This window comes from Luteimonas vadosa, assembly GCF_039543545.1.
Taxonomy (GTDB): Bacteria; Pseudomonadota; Gammaproteobacteria; order Xanthomonadales; family Xanthomonadaceae; genus Luteimonas; species Luteimonas vadosa.
In genome coordinates this window covers 1,118,182-1,142,762 of record NZ_BAABJY010000002.1, presented here as the reverse complement: position 1 = coordinate 1,142,762, position 24,581 = coordinate 1,118,182, and the positions used below count along the sequence as shown (strand labels likewise).

Genomic DNA, 24,581 nt, shown 5'->3' with positions numbered 1-24,581 from the left:
CTCACCTCTGCGTTGAAAGCAATGAGAAGTCCAAGGCCACAGGGAGAGGCCTTTGGGCGGTTACACCGAGCAGTGCAAAGGGACAATTGCCTGGTCCGCTATCGCGACAACGGGGATAGAGAGCGGTGCAGGACAGAAAACCGAAACCCGGGCAAGCAGGTCGACTCTGACCCTTCTGTCGGACCCAGGTCGGCAGAAACATCCTTGAGCTCGTTAGTTCAGGTAATGAACCTGGCCGCGCCGTTCGTCCGCGTCTCCCCGGTCTCAGGTAGCAGCTGGCCGTTTGTGCCAGGACAAGGCCAGGTACGCAACGTAGCACCCGACAAGAAAGTCGACCGAGCCGCAAAACTCCGGCCACCAGGTCGGAGCACCCGGATTCACGAAGAACGCGTCATGGTAGAAGTCATAGGCCGAGTGGGCGACATACCCCAGGGCCAACAGCAGCAAGGTGGCGAATGACCTGAGCCTGTAAGCCGCATAGGCAATGGCCAGAAACGCGCCGCCCGCGATGAACTCGCGAACCAATGCCGTGTAATCGGACGCGTACACCGCAAAGATCCAGTAGTAGACCGGGAAGGTTGCCAGGAGAAGCGGGTACGCGCACCGGGTGTGCTCCAGGCCTTTCGACCGGAATTGCAGCACCACGACCACCGCAACGACCATGCCGATGGCAAGCGCGTAGACGTTTATCGCCGCAGCCTGTTGCCGGAGTCAAGCCGACCCGCGAGCGGGCTCGGTTCGAACGCAGTGTCTGGTCTTTTCATGAATGCCTCATTCGAGACGCCGGAGGCCATGGTCGTGCCGCCAGCGACGCTAGCCAAATGAACTTCGCCGTCGCTCTCGAGAATGTACCTGATCCCTTTCTTCGTACCTGAGCCATTTCCCCGGAAGTGGACCTGCCCCGTGTTCCGCTCACGCCACTCAGAAGTCAGCCTCTTCCTTTAGCCGGACGTTCACGGAGACATGCTGGACGCCTTGCCTGGTCTCGACGTCCAGCACCCAACCGAATCGACCCGCCCCTGCCGAGCGTCGGCGTTGTTCGGGTGGGACCATCGGATCGTCCGCCAGGAAGACCGTCGGAGCCCACTGACGGCCATGGACGGGCGAATCGAGCGTCAAGTGAACATGGGCACCTTCCCGACCCAGATGATCAGGCGCCGGCCGGATCGTCCGGAACCGGAAACGCCCATCCTCGCCCGTCCTGACCCAGCCCTGGAGTCTCCACGTCGTGAGCGCTTTGTCATCGGGACCGAAATCGAAGCCGGCATGGTCCCGGTGGTAGGCGTGGACGACCACGCCATCGGCCGGCGTGCCGTCAGGGTTGAGAACCCGCCCATGGAGGATGAAAGGCTGACCCGGCTCGCCCTCTCCTGCGATCCTGCCGCTGGACGTCATCGCCTTCGGCCGCGTTTCCTGCGCCTCGTTCCAGCTTTTCAGCCAGGCGGGATCCGCCTGGCCCCGGCTCTCTGCAGGGACACATGCCACCGCCACAAAGATCAGGGCGCTTAAAAGGGTGATGCGTTCGATCTTCATCAGGGCTTTTCTCCTGTGACGTACTGCGCTGCCAGCGCAAGGGTCAGAGAACATTGGCGATTGAAGCAGAAATGTTCTCTGACCCCTTTTCCGCCTGAACTAAGCCGACCAGAAAATTGTCCCTGACACCATTTCCTTCGCCTGAACTAAGCCGACCAAAAATTGTCCCTGACACCTTCTTCATCCCTACCATAGGCGACTAAGTGCATGTTTTTTTGCGCCAAAGCGCAATGCCCAAGGTGACTCCTGTTTCGTGTACAAAAAGCGATTGGTGTTCCGCGCTGTGCGCCTGTTGATCTCGAGCACAACGCTTCGTTCCACTGGCAAAAAGTAGGGCTTCGGCGCGCGACTCCGCGCAGCCCATAAAGCAACCCGCGAACTTAGAGGCACGCTCAGCTCAGACTGAGGTGAGCCAATTCCCTCCGCAGCAAAGAAGAAAACTGGGTTGTCCGAGGTAATGAAATGCTCGCGCTCAGACACGAGGATTGCCCACTGCATCTCCAGAAGACCGTGAACCATTCGTGGTGTTGCTTGAGTGCCTACCGTGTAATGCCAAAAGTGATCCGGTGGATCCTGCTTGTACTTGGCGATTAGGGCGTTAACTTCACGTCTTCGACTCTCTGCAATGTCAGAGAGGCTTGGATCCTCGGTCGCTGCGTCCTCGAGGCCGCGCTGAATTTCGGCGTTCACTGAGTCTGCGACCTCGGGGATAGTTGCGGCTACGCGCATTCGCCCCGACGGTACGCGCTTCCACATAGCGATGACGTAGCGTGCAAGTGCTTCTCGCTCGCCCCCGGAAAGCACGGTTAACTCGCGAAGCTTCTCGATAGCTGGCTGCGCTGGACTCTCAACTTCATTGGCCAAGTAAGCTTCTAAGTCCACCGTATACATGGCGGTCTCATTGGCCACAGACTTAACCTGAGTGCGGTACGAGCGTGTGTGCATCAGGTCATGTACCCAGATCGACCTGTCTATCGCAAATCCGCGAAGATAGTGTTGCGGTAGGTAGTGATGTCCCATATTGCGCCTAATGCAGAGTTTAGCTAGGCCATATCGGGCTGCGACCGGGGTTAAATCTAGCCGAAGGCGCGCACCTCGGAGCCGACAGGATGTGGGTCTGGCGCAAACTATTCGTTAGGCCTCAAGTTGTGACGCGAGTGCATCTGTGATGCGGATAATGCCAACTGAGGTAGCTGTAATCCTTGAGGAATATGAAAACGGCTTGCCTATAGCGCTTACGGACACTAAGTTTGCAAACGCTTTGAGCCGATCGAAATACGCTAGATCTTCATCTTGCTCAAAGGCTCCGAGTGCGCCACCAGCGAGAATTGCGCAAAGATCATTGTGAGAGAGTGCTTTGTTACGCACTTGGCGAAGTTTGTCCGCAAAAGAATCGAGCTCTTTGCGGATCATTTCCAACTCACTTTTAGCTGGTTCATCCCAGCCGCCGTAGACCAAGATGTAATCAATGCTAAGCGTTACTCTTCCGGACACGACGGCTTTGTCATGCAGTTTTGCGATTTGAAGCGCGGCATACTCGACCGTGACACCGCTTAGCTGACTAAGCGCATCACCAAATTGTGAATTTATCAGTCTGTCGACATGCGGATTGTTGTCGAATAGATGTCTGTGAATTTGATTGGCGTGATACGCCCAGTCGCAAAGAGAGCAGAACTCTTGTGCAACGTGCGGAGTGAGCCCCTTCATTGTCGACTGAAACCTGAGTCAGGCCATACCGCTATACGGGACGGCGGAGTGGCACACGTTACCGTGCAAGACAAGCTGCTATGCGGTCTGCGGCTTAACCAAACGCTAGGTCTTGCGCTCCTTGCGAGTGCATCCTGGCTCTTATGCTCGGACAATGCCATCAACGAACTACCTGTAATGCATAATTTCATCCTCGGCCTCTACTCATTTGCAGAATTAATCCGTGAGCGCGACAACGTTGCCAAGGCTGTCGAGCTTCATAATCCGAACCGGGTCAGGCTGCAGATCCTCGCAGCTTGCAAAAGGCCAATCCGCTTCCTGATTCTCTAGACGCTGCACCTAAAATCTACTGAGACTGCAATTAAGAAGCACCGAGAAACGGCGTCAACGTGAATTAATCATCAGACAATATATGACGGGTCCTGATTCTCAACATGAAAAAAAACGTGATCATTGTCAATCGAGAAGGTTTGGTATGCAGCAACTCGGATAGGCCTTGTTCGCGCACCTATATTGCATGACCCAAAAGCTTCCAAGAACTGCTTTCGCGTCAAGCCATTTACAAAGTAGTCTGCCTTCCTGCTCTTGTACGCTCCAAATAACTCTCGAATCTCACATGCAGTGAAGTACGCTATCTTCTTTTTTCCATGCAAGGCATACCAAGACCCGCAACAAAACCTGTTCGTTGGAAGGCAATTAACGGGGCAGGCTTTTTCTAGTTCTACTAATTGGGGCTTATCCAAGACAACTCGATCTGTAGAACTCGACTTCTTGTACTGAACAAGTACGAACTTTCTGTTGCCTAGTTCATAGTAGAGGTCGGCTCCCTTCACGTCGCTTAGATCTAGGCCTGCACGATGAATCTTCCAGATCTTTAGCATTGAACCGGCAACTCTTACGATACGGTGAACTCCTGGTGCTTGTCCGAAGCAGTCAGCATCAATGATTTGTTCTTCAGAGGGAGACACGCTTCTGGTTTTGAGAAGATCGCGAACATCGCCTTGAGTCTTGGAAGCTCTAGTCAGCATCTCGACGTCGCGATTGACCGCTCTTGCCAAGAGGCTCCAGTCTTCAAGATTCATGTCGTCTGACACCTGAATTGAGCCGACGCGCGAGTCGGTTCCGGCTTGAGTGAATTTTTAGGAGACGTTAGTACGTACCAGCATCTGTGGATTCTTCTCCACCAAAGCGGCCACAATTCCGATCACGTTGAGTCCACCGATTAGGAAGCAAATACACGACTCAGCTATGCGCGGAAGTTCTGTTGGCTTTACATAATTCGGAGGGTACTCGAAATCGGTTGGTTCACACAGCTTCTGCAGGGCGTGGAGGCGCGGCTCCAACTCTTTTGGCTCCAAGTTATGAACCAACGAATTTCTAATGGTATTCAAAAGACTAATTGCTGGAGAGCAGGCTTCCATCACGGGGATTTTCGTAAGAGCGCAAACCATGTGGAGAAGTTGCGCAAAAGTAAGTCTTGCTTTTGCGAGCTCATCAGGCTTTGCGCAGTGCTCTAGCGCGATGGCATAGAGCATCTCTTCGATGATTAGATGACCCTTGAGTACGACCAACGACACATCGTCAGATGTTGGCAGCATTTGTTGGTAGCGAGCCCACTGGTCCTCGCTGATTCGATGTAGCTCGTCCAGTTGCTCTTTGACTTTCGCGGCCATATGGGCTCAACCACCTAATAAACAATCAGCGGGTAAAACACCTAGATAGCTAGATATTACTCGCGTTTAAATCGGTATCAGTACATCTATCGTGGCGCAGAGAGTTGCCTAAACCTCCAACGTCGCCAAATCCCCCTTCTCCTCCAGCCAAGCCTTCCGATCCCCAGCGCGCTTCTTCGCCAGCAACATGTCCATCAACGCCCTCGTATCCGCGTCGTCGTCGTTGGTCAGCTGCACCAGCCGCCGGGTATCGGGGTGGATGGTGGATTCGCGCAGCTGGGAGGGGTTCATTTCGCCCAGGCCCTTGAAGCGGGTGACGTGGACGGCGCCCTTGAGCTTCTCGCGCTCGATCTTCTCCAGCAGCAGGCGCTTTTCTTCCTCGTCCAGCGCATAGAACACCTGCTTGCCGACGTCGACGCGGAACAGCGGCGGCATGGCGACGAAGATGTTTCCGGCGGCGACCAGGGCAGGGAAATGCTTGAGGAACAGGGCGGTGAGCAGGGTGGCGATGTGCAGGCCGTCGGAGTCGGCGTCGGCCAGGATGATGACCTTGCCGTAGCGCAGGCCGGAGATGTCGTCCTTGCCGGGATCGCAGCCGATGGCCACGGCGAGGTCGTGGACTTCGTTGGAGGCGAGCACGCCGCCGGAGGCGACTTCCCAGGTGTTGAGGATCTTGCCGCGCAGGGGAAGGATGGCCTGGAAGTCCTTGTCGCGCGCCTGCTTGGCGCTGCCGCCGGCGGAGTCGCCTTCGACCAGGAACAGCTCGGTGCGCGACAGGTCCTGGCTGATGCAGTCGGCGAGCTTGCCGGGCAGGGCGGGGCCCTGGGTGACCTTCTTGCGGGTGACCTGCTTCTCGGTCTTGAGCCGGGCGGTGGCGCGTTCGATCGCCAGCTGGGCGATGCGCTCGCCCAGTTCGGTGTGCTGGTTGAGCCACAGCGAGAACGCGTCGTGCGCCACGCCCTCGACGAAGCCGGCGGCCTGGCGCGAGGACAGCCGCTCCTTGGTCTGGCCGGAAAACTGCGGGTCGGTCATCTTGACGCTGAGCACGAAGGCGACGCGGTCCCAGACGTCGTCGGGCGCGAGCTTGACGCCGCGCGGCAGCAGGTTGCGGAAGTCGCAGAACTCCCGCAGCGCGTCGGTGAAGCCGGTGCGCAGGCCGTTGACGTGGGTGCCGTGCTGGGCGGTGGGGATGAGGTTGACGTAGCTCTCCTGCACCAGCTCGCCGTCCGGCACCCAGGCGACGGCCCAGTCGACGACCTCGGTGTCGCGGGCCTGCTGGCCGACGAACAGTTCCGGCGGCACCAGCTCGCTGCCCGCCAGCGCGCCGAGCAGGTAGTCGCGCAGCCCGTCCTCGTAATGCCACGTCTCCTGCTCGCCGCTGGCTTCGTCGGCCAGCTTCACGGTCAGCCCGGGGCAGAGGACCGCCTTGGCGCGCAACAAGTGCTTGAGCGCGCGCAGGCCGAACTTCGCCGTGTCGAAGTACTTGGGGTCCGGCCAGAAGCGCAGGCGGGTGCCGGTGTTCTTCTTGCCGACGCTGCCCACCTCCTCCAGCGCGGTGACGCGGTCGCCGTCGGCGAAGGTCATGCGGTACTCGCTGCCGTCGCGCTTGATGTGGACCTCGACCTGCTTCGACAGCGCGTTGACCACGCTCACGCCCACGCCGTGCAGGCCACCGCTGAAGGTGTAGTTGCGGTTGTTGAACTTCCCGCCGGCGTGCAGCCGGGTGAGGATCAGCTCGACGCCGGGCATCTTCTCCTCGGGGTGGATGTCCACGGGCATGCCGCGGCCGTCATCGGACACCTCGCAGCTGCCGTCGGCGTGCAGGGTCACCTCGATCTGGCGGGCGTGGCCGGCCAGGGCCTCGTCGACGGCGTTGTCCACCACCTCCTGCACCAGGTGGTTGGGCCGCGTGGTGTCGGTGTACATGCCGGGGCGGCGCTTGACCGGGTCCAGGCCCGACAGGACTTCGATGTCGGCGGCGTTGTAGCGGGTGTTCATGCAGGCGTTGGGCCCTGTCGCGCGGAGGGGATGGCCATAGCTTACCGGCCCGGGACCGGGGGCCCGCCGGGCGTGGGATCGGGCCTTTCGCGACCCCGTCGTTAAGGTCCCGTTGTTCAGTCGCGAGCCGGGTGGGGGTGCGTAGGGTGCGCCCCGTCGCTGCGGTGACCGGGTGTGTGCCCCGGCCATCGAAGACCCCAGGCCGGCTGACCGAGCAGCCGGCGGACCAAGAGCCAGAAGACCAAAGCCCGGTCGCAAGCGACGCCCTGTTCCACCTGATCCATCTGCTGGACCTGTTCCAAATCCCCCAATGGAGATCCACCCGCATGAGCAATCACAAGATCCTGATCCCGACCCTGCTGGCCGCTGCCCTCGCCACCCCCATGGCCTTCGCGCAAGGCGTTGGCGTCGGCGGCAAGGCCGGCGTCAACGTCAATGCCGGCGCCGTGGGCGCCGACGTCTCCGCCCAGACCCGCATCGATGCCGGTGCCCGCACCGACGCGGTGCGCGAGGCCGCCGACACCGCCCGCGAGACCGGCGACCAGGTCGGCAGCGCCGTGCGCGACGTCGCCCGCCAGGGCGCGCAGGCCGGCGAGATGGCCAGCGATACCGCCGTCGACGCCGTTTCGGGCAACGCCACCGCCCAAGCCAACTCCGCGGTGACCGCCGACACCGGCATCGAGCCCGAGGAAGAAGAGCTCGAGGAAGAAGACCCGTCCTGATGGACCGTCGCGGCGTCCCCCTCCGCCGCGACACGGTGCAAGGATGCCCATGCAACGCCCCGACCTGGTCGGGGCGTTGTTCTTTCCGCCATCCACCGGCGCGCGGCCGTGGTCGCAGATGCGGTCTTAACGCGCCCCGGTGCAGGCTGGCGCCACGCCGTGACGTCCACGCCGGATCGCATCCGCCGATCCAATTGATCCCCTATCCCGGAGCCCGCCGATGAAGCCGTCCCTGCCCCTGATCGCCCTCACCCTGTCCGCCACCCTGCTGGCCGCGCCCGCTGCCCTGGCCGCGCTGCAGGAGCCGACCAAGAAGGAAAGCGCCGAAGCAGCGAAGCAGGCCGCCGAGCGCGCCCGCGAGGCCGCGGAATCGGCACGCGAGGCGGCCGATGAAACCAGCGGCAATGCCGAAGTCGCCGCCGACAACGATGCCGCCGCCGCGGAACTGGCCGCCGAGCAGGCCGAAGCCGCCGCCGAGATGGCCGAGGACGCGACCGAAGACGAAGCCGGCACCGCCCGCCTGGCGGCGGAGCAGGCCTCGTCCGCCGCGGCCATGGCCAAGGCGCTGGAGACCGAGGTGGAGCTGCGCGCCAACGTCGAGGAAGAAGAGGAAGAAGAAGAGGAGGAAGAGGTCGAAGTGCCGCGCTGACGCGGCGCCTGCCCCAAGTGCCTCCAGGCGACGCCCCGGTTTCCGGGGCGTTTTCATTGGCGGACGCCACCGGCCGGGGCGGCCCGGGTCGCGGGGGCGGGGGGCAGCCGGTAGAATGTCGCTTTCCAGACCTGGTGCCGCCATGACCGCCCCCGCCGCCGTGACCCCGCTCGTGTTCGTGACCGGCGGCGTGGTGTCTTCACTCGGCAAGGGGATCGCCGCCGCCTCCCTGGCCGCCATCCTCGAGGCCCGCGGCCTGCGGGTGACGATGATGAAGCTGGACCCCTACATCAACGTCGACCCCGGCACGATGAGCCCGTTCCAGCACGGCGAGGTCTACGTCACCGACGACGGCGCCGAGACCGATCTGGACCTGGGCCACTACGAGCGCTTCGTCAGCGTCCACCTCGGCGGCCGCAACTCGATCACCACCGGCAAGATCTACGAGAACGTGATCCGCAAGGAGCGCCGCGGCGACTACCTGGGCGCCACCGTGCAGGTGATCCCGCACATCACCGACGAGATCAAGCGCTGCGTGGACGCCGCGACCGAAGGCTTCGACGTGGGCCTGGTGGAGATCGGCGGCACCGTGGGCGACATCGAGTCGCTGCCCTTCCTCGAGGCGATCCGCCAGATCCGCACCGAGCGCGGGCCGGACAAGGCGGTGTACATGCACCTGACCCTGGTGCCGTTCATCGCGGCCGCCGGCGAGCTCAAGACCAAGCCCACCCAGCACTCGGTGAAGGAACTGCGTTCGATCGGCATCCAGCCCGACATCCTGCTGTGCCGCAGCGAGCAGCCGTTGCCCGACGGCGAGCGCCGCAAGATCGCCTCGTTCACCAACGTCCCGGAAAAGGCGGTGATGTCGGCCGTCGACCTGGACAACATTTACAAGATCCCGATGTGGCTGCAGGCCCAGGGCCTGGACCAGATCGTGCTCGAACGGCTGCGGCTGGAGGACAAGGCCGCGCCGGTGGCCGACCTGTCGGACTGGCAGGCGGTGGTGGAGGCGTCCGAGCAGCCGATCGACGAGGTCACCATCGCGGTGGTCGGCAAGTACGTGGACCACAAGGACGCCTACAAGTCCGTCGGCGAAGCCCTGAAGCACGGCGGCATCCGCCAGCGCACTCGGGTCGACCTGAAGTGGATCGAGTCGCAGGACATCGAGCGCCAGGGCGCGGACGCGGTTTTGGCGGGCGTCGACGGCATCCTGGTGCCGGGCGGGTTCGGCGACCGCGGCTTCGAGGGCAAGGTGCTGGCCTCGAAGTACGCCCGCGAGCACGGCGTACCGTACTTCGGCATCTGCTACGGCATGCAGGCCGCGGTGGTGGACGTCGCGCGCCACATGGCGGGGCTGGACGCCGCCAACAGCACCGAGAACGACCGCCAGACCCCGCATCCGGTGATCGGCCTGATCACCGAGTGGCGCACCGCCAGCGGCGAGGTCGAGAAGCGCAGCGAAGACAGCGACCTCGGCGGCACGATGCGCCTGGGGTTGCAGGAACAGCGCCTCAAGCCCGGCACCAAGGCCCGCGAGCTCTACGGCAAGGACGTGGTCGGCGAACGCCACCGCCACCGCTACGAATTCAACAACCGTTACCGCACCCAGCTGGAGGATGCCGGCCTGGTCATCGCGGCCAAGTCGATGGACGACCTGCTGGTGGAGATGGTGGAGCTGCCCGACCACCCCTGGTTCATCGCCTGCCAGGCGCATCCCGAGTTCCAGTCCACCCCGCGCACCGGCCACCCGCTGTTCGTCGGCTTCATCCGCGCCGCCCGCGAGCGCAAGGCCAATGCCGGGCACGGCGGTGGACGGCTGCTGAAGGAGGCTAGCGCGTGAGCGCCGCTGCCGGGACAGGCGCCGGGAGCCTTGCATGAAGCTCTGCGGTTTCGAGGTCGGCCTCGACCAGCCCTTCTTCCTGATCGCCGGTCCCTGCGTGGTCGAGTCCGAGCAGCTGCAGCTCGACGTCGCCGGGCGCCTGAAGGAGATCACCTCCGCGCTCGGCATCCCCTTCATCTTCAAGTCCAGCTTCGACAAGGCCAACCGCACCTCGGTCAACAGTTTTCGCGGCCCGGGCATGGAGGAGGGGCTGCGCGTGCTCGGCGAGGTCAAGCGCCAGCTCGGCGTGCCGGTGCTGACCGACGTGCACGAGTACACGCCGATGGACGAGGTCGCCTCGGTGGTCGACGTGCTGCAGACCCCCGCCTTCCTCGTGCGCCAGACCGACTTCATCACCAGGGTCTGCGCCGCCGGCAAGCCGGTCAACATCAAGAAGGGCCAGTTCCTGTCGCCTTGGGACATGCAGCCCGTGGTCGAGAAGGCCCGCGCCACCGGCAACCAGGACATCATGGTCTGCGAGCGCGGTGCCAGCTTTGGCTACAACAACCTGATCAGCGACATGCGCAGCCTCGCCGTGATGCGCGAAACCGGTTGCCCGGTGGTGTTCGACGCCACCCATTCGGTGCAGCTGCCCGGCGGGCAGGGCAGTTCAAGCGGCGGCCAGCGCGAGTTCGTGCCGGTACTGTCGCGCGCCGCAGTGGCGGTGGGGGTGTCGGGCCTGTTCATGGAAACCCACCCCGATCCCGACAAGGCGCTCAGCGACGGCCCCAATGCCTGGCCGCTGGCGAAAATGCAGGCCTTGCTCGAAACCTTGCTGGAGCTCGACCGCGCCACCAAGCGCGCGGGCTTCCTCGAATCCCATTCCTGACACGGACCTTTTTCCGAACGATGACCAAGATCGCGACCATCCACGCCCGCGAAATCCTCGACAGCCGCGGCAACCCGACGCTCGAAGCGGAGGTGACCCTCGACGACGGCAGCACCGGCATCGCGATGGTGCCCTCGGGCGCGTCGACCGGCGCCAAGGAGGCGGTGGAGCTGCGCGACGGCGACAAGACCCGATATGGCGGCAAGGGCGTGCTCAAGGCGGTGGCCAACGTCAACGAGGCGATCGCCAAGGCGCTTGCGGGCTTCGACGCCGCCGACCAGGCCGGGCTGGACAAGCGCCTCATCGACCTCGACGGCACCGAGAACAAGGGTCGCCTGGGCGCCAACGCGCTCCTCGGCGTGTCGCTGGCCAGCGCGCATGCGGTGGCGGCGTCGAGGAAGGTTCCGCTGTGGAAGCTGCTGGCCGGCGGTCGCGCGCCCGTGCTGCCGGTGCCCATGATGAACATCATCAACGGCGGCGCGCATGCCGACAACAACGTCGATTTCCAGGAATTCATGGTGTTGCCCGTTGGCTTCGATTCGTTCTCCGAATCGCTGCGCGCCGGCACCGAGATCTTCCATTCGCTCAAGTCGGTGCTCAAGGGCCACGGCCTGAGCACGGCGGTCGGCGACGAGGGCGGCTTCGCGCCGGACTTCCGCAGCAACGTCGAGGCGCTCGACACCATCCTCGAGGCCATCGGCAAGGCCGGCTACCACGCCGGCGACGACGTGCTGCTCGGACTCGACGTCGCCTCCAGCGAGTTCCACGACAACGGCAAGTACCACCTGGTAGGCGAGGGCAAGCGCCTGTCCAGCGAGCAGTTCGTCGATTTCCTCGCCGACTGGTGCAGCGAATACCCCATCGTCACCATCGAGGACGGCATGGCCGAGGACGACTGGGACGGCTGGAAGCAGCTCACCCAGCGCTTGGGCGAGAAAGTGCAGCTGGTCGGCGACGACCTGTTCGTGACCAATCCGCGCGTGTTCCGCGACGGCATCGAGCGTGGTGTTGGCAACGCCATCCTGATCAAGGTCAACCAGATCGGCACGCTGACCGAGACGCTGGAGGCGATCGCCATGGCGGACGCCGCGGGCTACGCGGCCGTGGTGTCGCATCGCTCCGGCGAGACCGAGGACACCACCATCGCCGACATCGCCGTGGCCACCACCGCCACCCAGATCAAGACCGGCTCGCTGTGCCGCAGCGACCGCGTCGCCAAGTACAACCGCCTGCTGCGCATCGAGCAGGCGCTCGGCAGCGAGGCCCGCTACGCCGGCCGCGAGGCCTTCGTCTCGTTGCAGGGCTAGGAGCACTCCTGCCGATGCGCGCCCTCCGGCTCATCCTGCTGGTGCTGGTCGTGCTGCTGGCCTGGCTCCAGTACCGGCTGTGGCTGGGCAACGGCGGCACGAGGGAGGTCGCCGCGCTGCAGGCGAAGGTCGAGCAGCAGGCGCGCCAGAACGCCGGCCTGCAGGAACGCAACGACGCGCTGGCCGCGGAAGTGGCCGACCTCAAGTCCGGCGAGGCGGCGATCGAGGAGCGGGCGCGCAGCGAGCTGGGCATGATCAAGCCGGGCGAGACCTTCTACCGCGTCGTCGAACCCGTGGCCGAGCCGGCGCCGGTCGACGAAGAGACCCCGCCGTGACCCCGGGCCATGCGCGCGGCGGGTTGTGGGCCGTCGTGCCTGCGGCGGGGCGGGGCATGCGGTTTGGCGGCGACACACCCAAGCAATACCTGGAGGTGGCCGGGGAACCCCTGCTGGCGCATACCCTGCGCGCGCTGCTCGCGCACCCGGCCCTCGAGGCCGCCATGGTCGTGCTGGCCGACGGCGACGCGCACTGGCCGGACTGGCACGATTTCCACGGCAAGCCGGTGCTGACCTGCATCGGCGGCGCCCAGCGCGCCGATTCGGTGCTCGCGGGCCTGGCGGCGCTGCCCGACGGCGTGCGTGCCGACGACTTCGTCCTCGTCCACGATGCCGCCCGCCCCAACCTGCGCAAGCAGGACCTGGACGCCCTGCTCGAGCGCGGGCGAGCCGACCCCGTCGGCGCGATCCTGGCCGCGCCAGTGCGCGACACGCTCAAGCGCGCCGGCGACGACGGCGGCATCGACGCCACCGCGCCCCGCGAACGCCTGTGGCGCGCGCTCACGCCGCAACTGTTCCGACGCCTGCAGCTCACGCGCGCACTGGAGGCGGCCCGCGACGCCGGCATCGCGCCCACCGACGAATCGATGGCGATGGAGCGACAAGGCCATCGTGCGCTGCTGGTCGAGGGCGCCGACGACAACCTCAAGGTAACCACGCCGGCCGACCTGGCCTGGTTCGAGTACCTTTTGGCGCAACGACGAGAAGGGAAACCCGACTGATGGCCAACCGATCCGCGGGCATAGTCGCCGCCATGCTGTTCGCCTGCCTGCCCACGCAGGTGGAGGCGGGCCCGGCGACGGACGCATTGTCCGAATGCCTTGTCGAATCCACCGATGCAGGGGATCGCCAGGCGCTGGTGCGCTGGATCTTCGTCGCCATGTCGCGGCACCCGGACCTGGTCGGCATGACCCGGCTGGAACCGGACCGCATCGCGGAAGTGGACCGCGAAGCCGGGGCGCTTTTCGAGCGCCTGCTTCTCACCGATTGCGTCGCCCTGGCGCGCCGCGGCTTCCGCGAGGAGGACGCGGCTGCGTTCCAGGGCGCCTTCCAGACGCTGGGCATGGTTGCCGGGGAAGGTGTGTTCGCCCATCCGGAGGTGGACCGCGCGGCGCGCAACCTGCTGCGCAACGTCGACATGGCGCAGTTGCAGCGAGCGCTGACCTCGCCTCCGCAATGAACGGCGTGCGGATCGGCCAGGGGTTCGACGTCCACGCCTTCGGCGACGGCGACCACGTCATGCTCGGCGGCGTGCGCATCGCGCACGACCGGGGCCTGCTCGCCCACAGCGATGGCGACGTGGTGCTGCATGCGCTGTGCGATGCGATGCTCGGTGCGCTGGCGCTGGGAGACATAGGCCTGCATTTCCCGCCGTCGGACGATCGCTGGAAGGACTCGGACAGCCGGGAATTCCTGCGCCAATGCAAGGCCATGCTCGCCGAACGCGGCTGGCGCCTGGGGAACGCCGACGTCACCATCGTCTGCGAAGCCCCCAGGATCGCGCCGCATGCCGAGGCCATGCGCGCCACCATCGCCTCCGACCTGGGCGTCGGCGTCGATGCGATCGGCCTGAAGGCCACCACCAGCGAAGGCCTGGGGTTCACCGGACGGGGCGAGGGCATCGCCGCACTGGCGACCTGCCTGCTGCTGCGCGATGGCTAAGACTGAAGCGATGGACGAACGCCCGGCGGCAAGGCAACGGCGATGCGGTGGATGGCATGCCGGCAGCGTCCGGAGGCGCGCGGGAATGCTCGCCGCCGTGGCGCGGCCATGATGGAACAGGTGCGTGCCCACGGCGATGCCGCGCTGTCGGGCGTGATCCGTCGCGCGCCCGAGGATTTCCGGGTCGACGAGATCGAGGCCTTCGCCGCCAGCGGCGAGGGCGAACACCTGCTGCTCGAGATCGAGAAGCGCGGGATGAACACGCAGTTCGCCGCGCAGCGGCTGGCGGAATGGGCTGGCGTCGGGGTGCCCGCGATCGGCTACGCCGGCATGAAGGACCGGCATGCGGTGACCCGCCAACGGTTCAGCGTCCACCTGCCCAGGCGCCAGGCACCGCCGATCGAGACGCTGGCCTCGGACGACCTGCGCGTGCTGTCGCACGGCTGGCATGCGCGCAAGCTGCCCCGGGGCGCGCACGCGGGCAATCGCTTCGACCTCGTGCTCAGGGACGTTGTCGGCGAGCACGCCCGGATCGAGGAACGGCTGCAGGCGATCTCGGCGTCCGGCGTGCCCAACTTCTTCGGCGGCCAGCGCTTCGGCCACGACGGCGGCAACGTCGACAAGGCCCGGGCGATGTTCCGGGGCATGCGCGTGCGGCGCAACGAGCGCACCCACCTGCTGTCGGCGGCACGCTCCACGCTGTTCAATCGCGTGCTGGCGCGGCGCGTGCAGGACGCCTCCTGGGACCGTGGCCTGGACGGGGAGGTCTGGATGCTGGACGGCACCCGCAGCGTGTTCGGACCCGAGCCGTGGAGCGACGCGCTGTCCGAACGCTTGGCGAGGTTCGACATCCATCCCAGCGCGCCGCTGTGGGGGCGGGGCCCGCTGCGCACGCAGGGCGCGGCGGAGGCGCTGGAACTCGACGCGCTCTCGGATGGGACGTCGCTTGCATTGCGGGAGGGACTGGAACGCGCGGGCCTGTCCCAGGAACGCCGCGCGACGCGCCTGCGTCCCGCGAGCATGCAATGGCAATGGCAGGCCGACACTGTGCTGCAGGTCTCGTTCTCGTTGCCGCCAGGCGGCTATGCAACCGCCGTGTTGTTCGAACTCGGCGAATTGCACGACGCTGGCGCCGCCGAACGGCACCGCTCGTCGGAATAGCACTTCCAGCACTGGCCGGGGCTTGTCGGGGGCGTATAACTGGGGTCAGGCGCCGGTATGGGGCTGGCGCCACGGGTGCCTCAGGGCACCGCCACCGGAGAAACGATATGAATGCATCGCTACGTATCGGCGTGCTGTCGCTCTCGGTCCTCGGCCTGGCTGCCTGTGCCTCCACCGACAACAGAAGTGCCTACGTCGAACCCGCAAAGGTCTCCAATCCGGGTGACGTCCGGATCGTCAGGGACGAAGCCTACATCGACTATGTCGAGCGCAACGCACGCCGCAGGGGCATCCACCTGCAGTGGGTCAACGTCCCCACCAAGCGGGTGACCAACGAGTAACGCCCCGGCGCCGTCAACGCGGCGCCAGCAGCACCAGCACCGCTCCGGTGCCGCCCTGCGCGGCCGGGGCGGAGTGGAACGCCAGCACGTCCGACCGCTGGCGCAGCACCCGGTCGACCACGTTCTTGAGCACCGGCAGGCTGTCGTCGGAATTCAGTCCCTTGCCATGCACGATGCGCACGCACGCATGGCCCATGCCGCGCGCGTCGACGATCAGGCGCCTGACCTGCCGTTCGGCCATCGTCGCGTCCGCGTGGTGGAGGTCGATCTCCTCCTGCGCCGCGTACTCGCCGCGCGCCAGCCGCCGCAGCACGCGCGGCGGGACGTTGTCGCGGCGGTAGGAGAGCACGTCGCCGCGGCCCAGGCGGAAAGCCTCCTCCAAGCCCGGCGCCAGTCCTGCGGCGCGCGATTGCCGCAACGCCTCCGCCTCGTCGATCTCGGACATGCGCGCGCGCGGCTTGGGCTTTGGCCTGGGCGGTGGCAGCGGCACCGGCGGCAACGTGCGGACCGGGCCGATGGCGTCGCGGAACAGCGAGCCGTCGTCCTGGTCTGCATCATCGTCCCGCGGGCGGTCCGGGGTCGGCATGCGCGACTTGGGCATGGGCCCAAGCGTAGCGCGGATGCAACGCGACCGGGCGCGGCGGATCGCATGGTCCCGGCCCGGGGACGGCGTGGCCAGGCCAGGGTCGGATGCCGCGGCGGCATCCGCTATCATGTCGCGCAATCGCAACGCCAGAAGGCCCGGCAGACCGCTCCATGCCCTTGGATTCCGAATGAGAGTGCTGGTCAGTAACGACGACGGCGTCGACGCCCCCGGCATCCGCATCCTCGCCCAAGGCCTCCGCGACGCCGGCCACCAGGTGTTCGTGGTCGCGCCCGACCGGGATCGCTCCGGCGCCAGCAATTCGCTGACGCTCGATTCGCCGCTGCGCGTGGTCGCCATCGACGAGGCGACCTGGAAGGTCTACGGCACGCCGACCGACTGCGTGCACGTGGCGATCACCGGCATGCTGGAGGAAGAGCCCGACCTGGTGGTCTCGGGCATCAACAACTCCGCCAACCTGGGCGACGACGTCATCTATTCGGGCACCGTCGCCGCCGCGATGGAGGGCCGCTTCCTGGGCCTGCCCGCGGTGGCCGTGTCGCTGGCCTGCGAAGCCCATGCCGGCAAGCATTTCGACACCGCGGCCCGGGCCGCGGTCGAGATCGTGGCGCGCCTGTGCGCCGACCCATTGCCCGCCGACACCATCCTCAACGTCAACGTGCCCGACAGGGCGTGGGACGAGGTGGTCGGCTTCGAAGTGACCCGCCTGGGCAACCGCCACCGCGCCGAACCCTGCGTGCCGCTGGACGACCCGCGTGGACGCAGCTGGTGGTGGATCGGCGCGGCCGGTCCCGAGCAGGATGCCGGCCCGGGGACCGACTTCCATGCCGTGCGCAGCGGCCACATCTCGATCACCCCGATCCACGTGGACCTGACCCGCTACCAGGCACTCGAGCAGGTCTCGAGCTGGGTCGACGGCCTGGCGCAGGAACTCGACGCCCCGCGCCGCGGGGACCACGCCGCATGACCGCGCGCCTGCGCCTGCAACCCGAGGCCATCGGGATGGGAATGACGTCGCAGCGCGTGCGCGACCGGCTGATCGACCGCCTGCGCGCGGGGACGCCCCACAGCGCCGGCATCCGTGACGAGCGGGTGCTCAACGCCATCCGCACCGTGCCTCGCCACCTGTTCGTCGACGAGGCGCTGGCCACGCGCGCCTACGAGGACACCGCGCTGCCGATCGGCCGCGGCCAGACGATTTCCCAGCCCTGGGTGGTCGCCAGGATGACCGAGGCGCTGTTCTCCGAAGGCCGGGAACCCAGGCGCGTGCTGGAAGTGGGCACCGGCTCGGGCTACCAGGCGACGATCCTGGCCGCGCTGGGGCTCCAGGTCCACACGGTCGAGCGCATCGGCGAACTCCTGCGCGTGGCCCGCAAGCGATTCCGCTCACTGGGCCTGGACATCCGCAGCAAGCACGACGACGGCCGCATCGGCTGGCCGGAGAACGGTCCCTACGACGGCATTCTGGTGACCGCCGGCGCGCCCGCGCTGGTCGACCCGCTGACCGAACAGCTCGCCCCGGGCGGCGTGCTGGTCGCGCCGGTGGGCGGCGGGAGTGCGCAGTCGCTGCTCTGCGTGGCCAAGCGCGAGGACGGCACCTTGGAACAATCCGAGATCGCGTCGGTGGTCTTCGTCCCGCTGCTGTCGGGCCTGGTCGACTGATGCGGCTGTTCGGGCCGCTCTACGACCGCGCCCTGCAATGGGCGCGCCACCGCCACGCCCCGCGCTACCTCGCGCTGCTGAGCGCGTCCGAATCGGTGATTTTCCCGGTGCCGCCGGACGTGATGCTTGCGCCGATGGCCTTGGCAAAACCCGGGTCCTGGTGGAGGTTCGCCCTGCTGTGCACGGTGGCGTCGGTATTGGGCGGCCTGTTGGGCTACGCGATCGGCCATTTCGCGCTGGATGCGATCTGGCCGTGGATGGTGAAGATGGGTTGGGACGAGACTTTCAACCACATACAGGAACTGTTCGTCCGCCATGGGTTCTGGATCGTGTTCGTGGCTGCGTTCACGCCGATCCCGTACAAGGTGTTCACCATCGCCTCCGGTGCGACCGGGATCGCGCTCCTGCCCTTCGTGCTGGGTTCGTTCATCGGCCGCGGCATACGGTTCTTCCTGGTCGCCGGCCTGATCGCCTGGGGTGGCGAGCGGCTGGAACGCGGCTTGCGCCGCTACATCGAGATACTCGGCTGGGCCGTTGCGCTCCTCGTGCTCCTGGCCGTCGCATGGCTGGAGTTGCGCGCATGACGCATGGAAACGTGAACAGACTCGTCTTTCTGGTCCTGGTGGCGATGGCCGTCGCCGGGCTCCTGGCGGCGTGCGGCACCACCAAGGTGGTGCGCGAAGGCGGGTCCCGGGGCGCGCAACGGGTCTCCACGCCCAAGCCGGGTGCGACCGCGATCGTGCAGCGGGGGGATACGCTCTACCGCATCGCCACCAGCAACGGGATCAGCCCGCTGGACCTGGCGATGTGGAACGGGATCGCGCCGCCCTACACGATCTATCCCGGGCAACGGCTGCGCCTGTATCCATCGCGCTACGTGGCGCAGCGGCCGTCCACGCCGCCACCGCGCCCCGCCTCGGGCGGCAGCCGCGCGCGTTCGGCGGTCCGGCCGACGCAAACGCCTCCCCGCCCCACGCCGTCGCCACCGGTGAGCAGCAGCGTGGCGTGGCGCTGGCCGGCGGACGGCCAGGTGGTTTCGCGCTACGCGTCGGGCGACCCGACGCGCCAGGGCATCGACATCGCGGGCAACGCCGGGCAGCCGGTCCGCGCCGCCGGTGATGGCGTGGTGGTGTATTCGGGCTCCGGCCTGGTGGGTTACGGCGAACTGATCATCGTCAAGCACGACGACCAATGGTTGTCGGCCTACGGACACAACCGGGAAAGACTGGCCAACGAGGGCCAGCGCGTCACCGCCGGGCAGCAGATCGCGGTGATGGGCCGCAGTGGCGCAGCGCGCGACATGCTGCACTTCGAGATCCGCTACCACGGCAAGCCCGTCGACCCGCTGCAGTACCTTCCACGCCGCTAAGGCCCTCGCGCCGGCTCCGGGGCGGATCCCCGGCCCGGCGCAGCGCGCCGGGCGCTCGTCGACGCGCAATCCAGCGGATTGCAATGCGCGTCGACTCGCCCGCTACCACGGCAAGCCCGTCGACCCGCTTCAGTACCTTCCACGCCGCTAAGGCCCTCGCGCCGGCTCCGGGGCGGATCCCCGGCCCCGGCGCAGCGGGTGATGCTCGTCGACCTGCCATCGTGCACAGGGGACCGGCAACACTTCGCCCGCGACCATGGGAAGGGCGGTCGACCCGCTGCAGGACCCGTCGCGCCGCATCGCCAGCCTCATTGCCCAATGGAGGGCGTGGGAATCAGCTGCCGATGATGAAGCCGGCCACGACGCGGCGTCCTTCGCCCGCGAGCACGTTGAACGTGCGCGCCGCCGCGGCATTGGTCATCGCCTCCAGCCCCACGCCCCGGCCCAGGCAGGCGGCCAGCGTTTCGGGGGGCGGGAAGGCCTGGGTCGCGCCGGTGCCCAGCACGACAAGCTCGGGTTCGAACGCGAGCAGGGGTTCGAGGTCGGCGGTCGAAAGCGTCGAGGCGTCGGTTGCCGGCCACTGCTCCACCAGCGTCTCGGGCGTGATGATGAAACTGGAACGCAAGGTGCGCTCGTTGACGAGGGCCGAGCTGCCGTCGGCGCCGCGCAGGAACCAGGCGAAATCCGGGCGCTCGTGGACCAGTTGCATCAGGCGCGTGGCAAGACGATCTGACGCTTGTCCCGGCTCTGGCGATACAGGACGACGACGTGGCCGATGCGCTGCACCAGGGCAGCCCGGCAGCGCTCCGCCAGCGCAGCGCCAAGCGCGTCTCGTGCCTCACGGTCTTCCGCCGCGATCTTCACCTTGATCAGCTCATGGTGTTCGAGCGCCGCATCGACCTCGGCGACCACGGCATCGGTCAGCCCCTTGCCGCCGACTTGCAGCATCGCCTTGAGGCCGTGCGCCTGGCCGCGCAGGAAGCGGGTCTGGGCCATGCTCAGGTCGGCGGAATCGTGCGTGGATTCGACCGGGGCCGGACGGGCACGGCCCGTGGCAGCGGGGGGACGGCTGCGGGCGGGCTTGCGGGTCGATCCACGAGCCGGTTTGTCTTGCGCCATGGAAAGCCTTGCCACAAACGTGAGGGGGGCGCGCAGGGTATCATGGCGACCCGCAAAGCCCTGATTTTTCCGGCGTTTCAGCGCCCGGATCCCCGCCATGGCCACCCGCAGCAAAAGCAGCCAGCGCTGGCTGAAGGAGCATTTCTCCGACCCGTACGTCAAGAAGGCGCAGGCCGATGGCCTGCGCTCGCGCGCGGCGTACAAGCTCGAGGAGCTGGTCGCCCGCGACCGCCTGCTCAAGCCGGGCATGGTGGTGGTCGACCTGGGCGCTGCGCCGGGAGGCTGGTCGCAATGGGTGCGGCAGGCGCTCGGCGACGATGGACGGGTGATCGCGCTGGATATCCTGGAGATGCCGCCATTGGCGGGCGTGGACTTCCTTCATGGCGATTTCAGGGAGGATATGGTCTTGTCGAGGCTGGAATCGATGCTCGACGGACAGCTCGTGGACCTTGTGCTGTCCGACATGGCCCCCAATAAGAGTGGTGTGGAGTCGGTCGACCAGCCGCGTGCGATGCACCTGGCGGAGTTGGCCATGGCGTTCGCCGACGAGCACCTGCGTCCGGGCGGCGCCTTCCTGGCGAAGCTGTTCCAGGGCACCGGGTTCGACGAGTACGTGCGGGAGTTGCGGCGGCGGTACGCCAAGGTCGCGATCCGCAAGCCGGCGGCCTCCCGCAAGCGGTCGCCGGAGGTCTACGCGCTGGCGCAGGGCCGGCTGGCGGCCACCAAGTAACATCGACGTACCTGACGAGAGCATATGGCAGTCCTGACCCCCATCGCGCGGCCTTCCCCCGCAAACGCTTGCCCCGGCGCCTGCCCGCCGTGCGGCGGCGAGGAATCCAATTGAATGAATGACCTTGTGAAGAACCTGATGCTGTGGGTGGTGGTCGCCGTCGTGCTGATGATGGTGTTCCAGAGCTTCAGCCCTAGGACGGCCGAAAGCCAGGACGTGGTGTATTCGCAGTTCATCAGCGACGTCCAGGCCGACCGCATCAAGACCGTCGACATCTCCAGCGACGAGCGCACCATCAAGTTCGAGCGCAAGGACGGCAGCACCGGCGCCACCACCGCGCCGCGCCGCGACGAAAAGCTCGTCGACGACCTGATCAACCACGACGTCGAGATCAAGCAGGCGCCGCCCGAATCCGGCATCACCATCTGGGCGCTGCTGCTCAACTTCCTGCCGGTGCTGCTGATCATCGGCTTCTGGTTCTTCATGATGCGTCAGATGCAGCAGGGCGGCAGCAAGGGCGCCATGTCCTTCGGACGCTCGCGCGCCAAGCTGCTCAACGAGGACCAGACCAAGGTCACCTTCGCCGACGTCGCCGGCTGCGACGAGGCCAAGGAAGAAGTGTCGGAACTGGTCGAATTCCTGCGCGACCCGGGCCGCTTCCAGAAGCTGGGCGGCAAGATCCCGCGCGGTGTGCTCATGGTGGGCCCGCCGGGCACCGGCAAGACCCTGCTGGCCAAGGCCATCGCCGGCGAGGCCAAGGTGCCGTTCTTCTCGATCTCCGGCTCGGACTTCGTCGAGATGTTCGTCGGCGTCGGCGCCAGCCGCGTGCGCGACATGTTCGAGCAGGCCAAGAAGCACGCGCCCTGCATCATCTTCATCGACGAGATCGACGCGGTCGGCCGCCACCGCGGCGCCGGCCTGGGCGGCGGCCACGACGAGCGCGAGCAGACGCTGAACCAGCTGCTGGTGGAGATGGACGGCTTCGAGGGCGGCGAGGGCGTGATCGTGGTGGCGGCGACCAACCGTCCCGACGTGCTCGATCCGGCGCTGCTGCGCCCGGGCCGTTTCGACCGCCAGGTCGTCGTGGGGCTTCCGGACGTCAAGGGCCGCGAACAGATCCTGCAGGTGCACATGCGCAAGGTCCCGCTGGCCGACGACGTCGAGCCCATGGTGGTCGCGCGTGGCACGCCCGGATTCAGCGGCGCGGACCTGGCCAACCTTGTCAACGAGGCTGCGCTGTTCGCCGCGCGCGAGGACGCCAAGGAGGTGCGCATGGAGCACTTCGACAAGGCGCGCGACAAGATCCTGATGGGCGCCGAGCGCCGCTCGATGGCGATGAGCGAGGAGGAGAAGACCCTCACCGCCTACCACGAGGCCGGCCATGCCATCGTCGGCCGGCTGGTGCCGGAGCACGACCCGGTCTACAAGGTCACCATCATTCCGCGGGGCCGCGCCCTGGGCGTGACCATGTACCTGCCCGAGGGCGACAAGTACAGCTACAACCGCACCGCGATCGAGTCGCAGTTGTGCTCGCTATACGGCGGCCGCGTGGCCGAGGAGCTGATCTTCGGTACCGACAAGGTCACCACCGGCGCGTCCAACGACATCGAGCGCGCCACCAAGATGGCGCGCAACATGGTCACCAAGTGGGGCCTGTCCGACGAGATGGGGCCGATCGCCTACAGCGAAGACGAGGACGAGGTGTTCCTCGGCCGTTCGGTGACCCAGCACAAGAGCGTGTCCGACGACACCGCGCGCAAGATCGACGGCGTGGTGCGCGGCATCCTCGACAAGGCCTACGCGCGGGCCACGGAGCTGCTGACCGAGAACATCGCGAAGCTGCACGTGATGGCCAAGCTCCTGCTCGAGTACGAGACCATCGACGTGCCGCAGATCGACGCGGTGATGGAGGGCCGCGACCCGCCGCCGCCGATGGGCTGGAGCAAGCCGGCCAAGGACGAGGGCGACGGCGGCGACAAGGACGATCCGCGTCCGCTGCCGATCAAGGATCCCGCTCCGCAGACCTGACCCGGTACGACGGGGACCGGCTAACACGACCCCCTCCACGGGTGCCCTCCGCTGGGGCGCCCACCGGGACTGCCGCGGGAGAGTGGCCAAGCGGATGCCGGGGGAGAGCTATGGCCCCGGCGGCTTTGTCGAAAGCCGGGCCGCGGGTACGCTGGTGCGAAGCCACCGCCGGAAACCCGCCCCATGTTCGATACCACGCCGCAACTCGACTGCGCCGGTCGCGCGATCAAGCTCGACCGGCCGCGCGTGATCGGCATCGTCAATGTCACGCCGGATTCCTTTTCCGACGGTGGCGAGCACGCCAGCGTGGAGGATGCCGTGGCCCATGGCCTGCGGCTGGCGGACGAAGGCGCCGATGCGCTGGACGTTGGTGGGGAGAGCACCCGGCCGGGCGCGGGGGACGTGCCCGTCGACGAGGAGCTCCGCCGCGTGGTCCCGGTCATCGAGCGACTGGCGCGCGAAACCACGCTGCCCATCAGCATCGACACTTCCAAGCCCGAAGTGATGCGCGCCGCGGTCGAGGCCGGGGCGGGCATGGTCAACGACGTGTACGCGCTGCGCCGGGAAGGTGCTCTGGAGGCCGCTGCGGCCCTGGGCGTGCCGGTCGTGCTGATGCACATGCAAGGCGAGCCGCGCTCGATGCAGGCGGCGCCGGAGTACGATGACGTGGTCGCCGACGTGCACCGGTTCCTGGCCGAGCGCATCTTCGCCGCCGAGATGGCCGGCATCGACCGCAAGCGCATCGTCGCCGACCCGGGGTTCGGCTTCGGCAAGACGCTGGCGCACAACCTGGCGCTGCTGGCGCAGCTGCAACGCTTCGGAGAGCTGGGCGTGCCCGTGCTTGCCGGCCTGTCGCGCAAGCGCAGCCTGGGCGAGCTCACCGGCCGCGAGGATCCGCGCGACCGTATCCACGCCTCCGCGGCCGCCGCGCTGATCGCCGCGCAACGCGGCGCGATGCTGCTGCGCGTGCATGACGTCGCTGCCACGGTGGATGCCTTGAAGGTGTGGAACGCAGTGGCTGCCGTCCCGCTGCCCAGGACGGAAGCGCCGGGCCCGGGCATCCGCTGGCCCTCCGAGGAGTAGGAAGGGCCGCCGTACGCCTCCTTCTCTGTCTCCACGCTGTCGGAGGGATGCCCGCAGGCTCGCCCTGTCGTGGCTGCAGATGACCTGTGTCGGCACGAATCCTGGTCTGGGTCGCTGCTGGGCACCCCACTCCCCGCAAGCGTGTATCCGACGGGGCACGATGACGGGCAGGCGGAACTCCATCCGCCGT

Annotated in this window: 28 protein-coding genes; 18 read left to right on the top strand and 10 right to left on the bottom strand. The window is 66.5% G+C overall.

Annotation, left to right across the window (positions count from 1 at the left end):
* Positions 1-264: 264 nt before the first annotated feature.
* From ABD970_RS11115 to parE, 7 genes are all read right to left on the bottom strand, one after another.
* On the bottom strand, positions 265-663 hold the full coding sequence (locus tag ABD970_RS11115; protein WP_345295529.1) for a hypothetical protein: 399 nt from the start codon (positions 661-663) through the stop codon (positions 265-267).
* A gap of 258 nt (positions 664-921) precedes the next feature.
* Entirely contained in the window at positions 922-1,533 is a 612-nt protein-coding gene (locus tag ABD970_RS11110; RefSeq protein ID WP_345295528.1) for a dioxygenase family protein, read from the bottom strand.
* Between the two features lie 186 nt (positions 1,534-1,719).
* A complete protein-coding gene (locus ABD970_RS11105) occupies positions 1,720-2,553 on the bottom strand; it encodes a DUF4238 domain-containing protein (RefSeq protein ID WP_345295527.1) in 834 nt (277 codons plus the stop codon).
* A gap of 114 nt (positions 2,554-2,667) precedes the next feature.
* Positions 2,668-3,240 carry an AbiU2 domain-containing protein gene (locus tag ABD970_RS11100; protein ID WP_345295526.1) on the bottom strand — a complete coding sequence of 191 codons (573 nt, stop codon included), beginning with the start codon at positions 3,238-3,240 and terminating at the stop codon, positions 2,668-2,670.
* Between the two features lie 401 nt (positions 3,241-3,641).
* On the bottom strand, positions 3,642-4,322 hold the full coding sequence (locus ABD970_RS11095) for a hypothetical protein (protein ID WP_345295525.1): 681 nt from the start codon (positions 4,320-4,322) through the stop codon (positions 3,642-3,644).
* Between the two features lie 57 nt (positions 4,323-4,379).
* Positions 4,380-4,913 (bottom strand): hypothetical protein, encoded by a 534-nt coding sequence (locus ABD970_RS11090; protein ID WP_345295524.1) that lies wholly within the window; start codon positions 4,911-4,913, stop codon positions 4,380-4,382.
* A gap of 108 nt (positions 4,914-5,021) precedes the next feature.
* Positions 5,022-6,911, bottom strand: a complete 1,890-nt coding sequence (gene parE, locus ABD970_RS11085) for a DNA topoisomerase IV subunit B (protein ID WP_345295523.1) — start codon at positions 6,909-6,911, stop codon at positions 5,022-5,024.
* A 326-nt stretch (positions 6,912-7,237) separates the two neighbouring features.
* Between parE and ABD970_RS11080 the strand changes: the two genes are divergently transcribed.
* From ABD970_RS11080 to ABD970_RS11030, 11 genes are all read left to right on the top strand, one after another.
* Positions 7,238-7,633, top strand: a complete 396-nt coding sequence (locus ABD970_RS11080) for a hypothetical protein (protein WP_345295522.1) — start codon at positions 7,238-7,240, stop codon at positions 7,631-7,633.
* Positions 7,634-7,853: 220 nt separating this feature from the next.
* On the top strand, positions 7,854-8,282 hold the full coding sequence (locus ABD970_RS11075) for a hypothetical protein (RefSeq protein ID WP_345295521.1): 429 nt from the start codon (positions 7,854-7,856) through the stop codon (positions 8,280-8,282).
* Between the two features lie 160 nt (positions 8,283-8,442).
* Positions 8,443-10,122, top strand: a complete 1,680-nt coding sequence (gene pyrG, locus ABD970_RS11070) for a CTP synthase (RefSeq protein WP_345295721.1) — start codon at positions 8,443-8,445, stop codon at positions 10,120-10,122.
* 34 nt (positions 10,123-10,156) lie between these two features.
* The gene (gene kdsA / locus ABD970_RS11065; protein WP_345295520.1) at positions 10,157-10,990 is read left to right on the top strand and encodes a 3-deoxy-8-phosphooctulonate synthase; all 834 of its coding nucleotides are present in this window, start codon (positions 10,157-10,159) and stop codon (positions 10,988-10,990) included.
* Between the two features lie 20 nt (positions 10,991-11,010).
* Complete coding sequence (gene eno, locus ABD970_RS11060) at positions 11,011-12,297, top strand: phosphopyruvate hydratase (protein ID WP_345295519.1); 1,287 nt, start codon at positions 11,011-11,013, stop codon at positions 12,295-12,297.
* A gap of 14 nt (positions 12,298-12,311) precedes the next feature.
* Positions 12,312-12,632, top strand: coding sequence for a cell division protein FtsB (ftsB, locus tag ABD970_RS11055; RefSeq protein ID WP_345295518.1), 321 nt, complete (start codon positions 12,312-12,314; stop codon positions 12,630-12,632).
* The gene (ispD, locus tag ABD970_RS11050) at positions 12,629-13,354 is read left to right on the top strand and encodes a 2-C-methyl-D-erythritol 4-phosphate cytidylyltransferase (protein WP_345295517.1); all 726 of its coding nucleotides are present in this window, start codon (positions 12,629-12,631) and stop codon (positions 13,352-13,354) included. Before ftsB ends, ispD begins: the two co-directional genes overlap by 4 nt.
* Complete coding sequence (locus tag ABD970_RS11045) at positions 13,354-13,812, top strand: hypothetical protein (protein WP_345295516.1); 459 nt, start codon at positions 13,354-13,356, stop codon at positions 13,810-13,812. The genes ispD and ABD970_RS11045 overlap by 1 nt, the downstream gene beginning before the upstream one ends.
* Complete coding sequence (ispF, locus tag ABD970_RS11040; protein WP_345295515.1) at positions 13,809-14,294, top strand: 2-C-methyl-D-erythritol 2,4-cyclodiphosphate synthase; 486 nt, start codon at positions 13,809-13,811, stop codon at positions 14,292-14,294. The genes ABD970_RS11045 and ispF overlap by 4 nt, the downstream gene beginning before the upstream one ends.
* Before the next feature lie 108 nt (positions 14,295-14,402).
* The gene (gene truD / locus ABD970_RS11035) at positions 14,403-15,455 is read left to right on the top strand and encodes a tRNA pseudouridine(13) synthase TruD (RefSeq protein WP_345295514.1); all 1,053 of its coding nucleotides are present in this window, start codon (positions 14,403-14,405) and stop codon (positions 15,453-15,455) included.
* A 107-nt stretch (positions 15,456-15,562) separates the two neighbouring features.
* The gene (locus ABD970_RS11030) at positions 15,563-15,796 is read left to right on the top strand and encodes a hypothetical protein (protein WP_345295513.1); all 234 of its coding nucleotides are present in this window, start codon (positions 15,563-15,565) and stop codon (positions 15,794-15,796) included.
* 13 nt (positions 15,797-15,809) lie between these two features.
* Here the strand turns inward: ABD970_RS11030 and ABD970_RS11025 are convergent, their stop codons facing one another.
* Positions 15,810-16,397 (bottom strand): Smr/MutS family protein, encoded by a 588-nt coding sequence (locus ABD970_RS11025; protein ID WP_345295512.1) that lies wholly within the window; start codon positions 16,395-16,397, stop codon positions 15,810-15,812.
* A 172-nt stretch (positions 16,398-16,569) separates the two neighbouring features.
* Between ABD970_RS11025 and surE the strand changes: the two genes are divergently transcribed.
* From surE to ABD970_RS11005, 4 genes are read left to right on the top strand one after another with little or no spacing between them, the layout of a single operon-like run.
* On the top strand, positions 16,570-17,367 hold the full coding sequence (gene surE, locus ABD970_RS11020; protein WP_345295511.1) for a 5'/3'-nucleotidase SurE: 798 nt from the start codon (positions 16,570-16,572) through the stop codon (positions 17,365-17,367).
* Positions 17,364-18,062 (top strand): protein-L-isoaspartate(D-aspartate) O-methyltransferase, encoded by a 699-nt coding sequence (locus ABD970_RS11015; protein WP_345295510.1) that lies wholly within the window; start codon positions 17,364-17,366, stop codon positions 18,060-18,062. Before surE ends, ABD970_RS11015 begins: the two co-directional genes overlap by 4 nt.
* Positions 18,062-18,646 (top strand): YqaA family protein, encoded by a 585-nt coding sequence (locus tag ABD970_RS11010; protein ID WP_345295509.1) that lies wholly within the window; start codon positions 18,062-18,064, stop codon positions 18,644-18,646. Before ABD970_RS11015 ends, ABD970_RS11010 begins: the two co-directional genes overlap by 1 nt.
* Complete coding sequence (locus tag ABD970_RS11005; RefSeq protein ID WP_345295508.1) at positions 18,625-19,431, top strand: peptidoglycan DD-metalloendopeptidase family protein; 807 nt, start codon at positions 18,625-18,627, stop codon at positions 19,429-19,431. Before ABD970_RS11010 ends, ABD970_RS11005 begins: the two co-directional genes overlap by 22 nt.
* Before the next feature lie 334 nt (positions 19,432-19,765).
* Here ABD970_RS11005 and ABD970_RS11000 read toward each other — a convergent pair whose 3' ends face one another.
* Both ABD970_RS11000 and yhbY read right to left on the bottom strand, forming a co-directional pair.
* Positions 19,766-20,140 carry an Mth938-like domain-containing protein gene (locus tag ABD970_RS11000; protein WP_345295507.1) on the bottom strand — a complete coding sequence of 125 codons (375 nt, stop codon included), beginning with the start codon at positions 20,138-20,140 and terminating at the stop codon, positions 19,766-19,768.
* A complete protein-coding gene (yhbY, locus tag ABD970_RS10995; RefSeq protein WP_345295506.1) occupies positions 20,140-20,427 on the bottom strand; it encodes a ribosome assembly RNA-binding protein YhbY in 288 nt (95 codons plus the stop codon). The genes ABD970_RS11000 and yhbY overlap by 1 nt, the downstream gene beginning before the upstream one ends.
* 220 nt (positions 20,428-20,647) lie before the next feature.
* On the opposite strand from yhbY, the gene rlmE reads away from it, so the two are divergent.
* The 3 genes from rlmE (at position 20,648) to folP (ending at position 24,391) form a co-directional block, all read left to right on the top strand.
* Entirely contained in the window at positions 20,648-21,280 is a 633-nt protein-coding gene (rlmE, locus tag ABD970_RS10990; protein WP_345295505.1) for a 23S rRNA (uridine(2552)-2'-O)-methyltransferase RlmE, read from the top strand.
* A gap of 114 nt (positions 21,281-21,394) precedes the next feature.
* Positions 21,395-23,308 carry an ATP-dependent zinc metalloprotease FtsH gene (gene ftsH, locus ABD970_RS10985; protein WP_345295504.1) on the top strand — a complete coding sequence of 638 codons (1,914 nt, stop codon included), beginning with the start codon at positions 21,395-21,397 and terminating at the stop codon, positions 23,306-23,308.
* A 183-nt stretch (positions 23,309-23,491) separates the two neighbouring features.
* The gene (gene folP / locus ABD970_RS10980) at positions 23,492-24,391 is read left to right on the top strand and encodes a dihydropteroate synthase (protein ID WP_345295503.1); all 900 of its coding nucleotides are present in this window, start codon (positions 23,492-23,494) and stop codon (positions 24,389-24,391) included.
* Positions 24,392-24,581 lie beyond the last annotated feature (190 nt).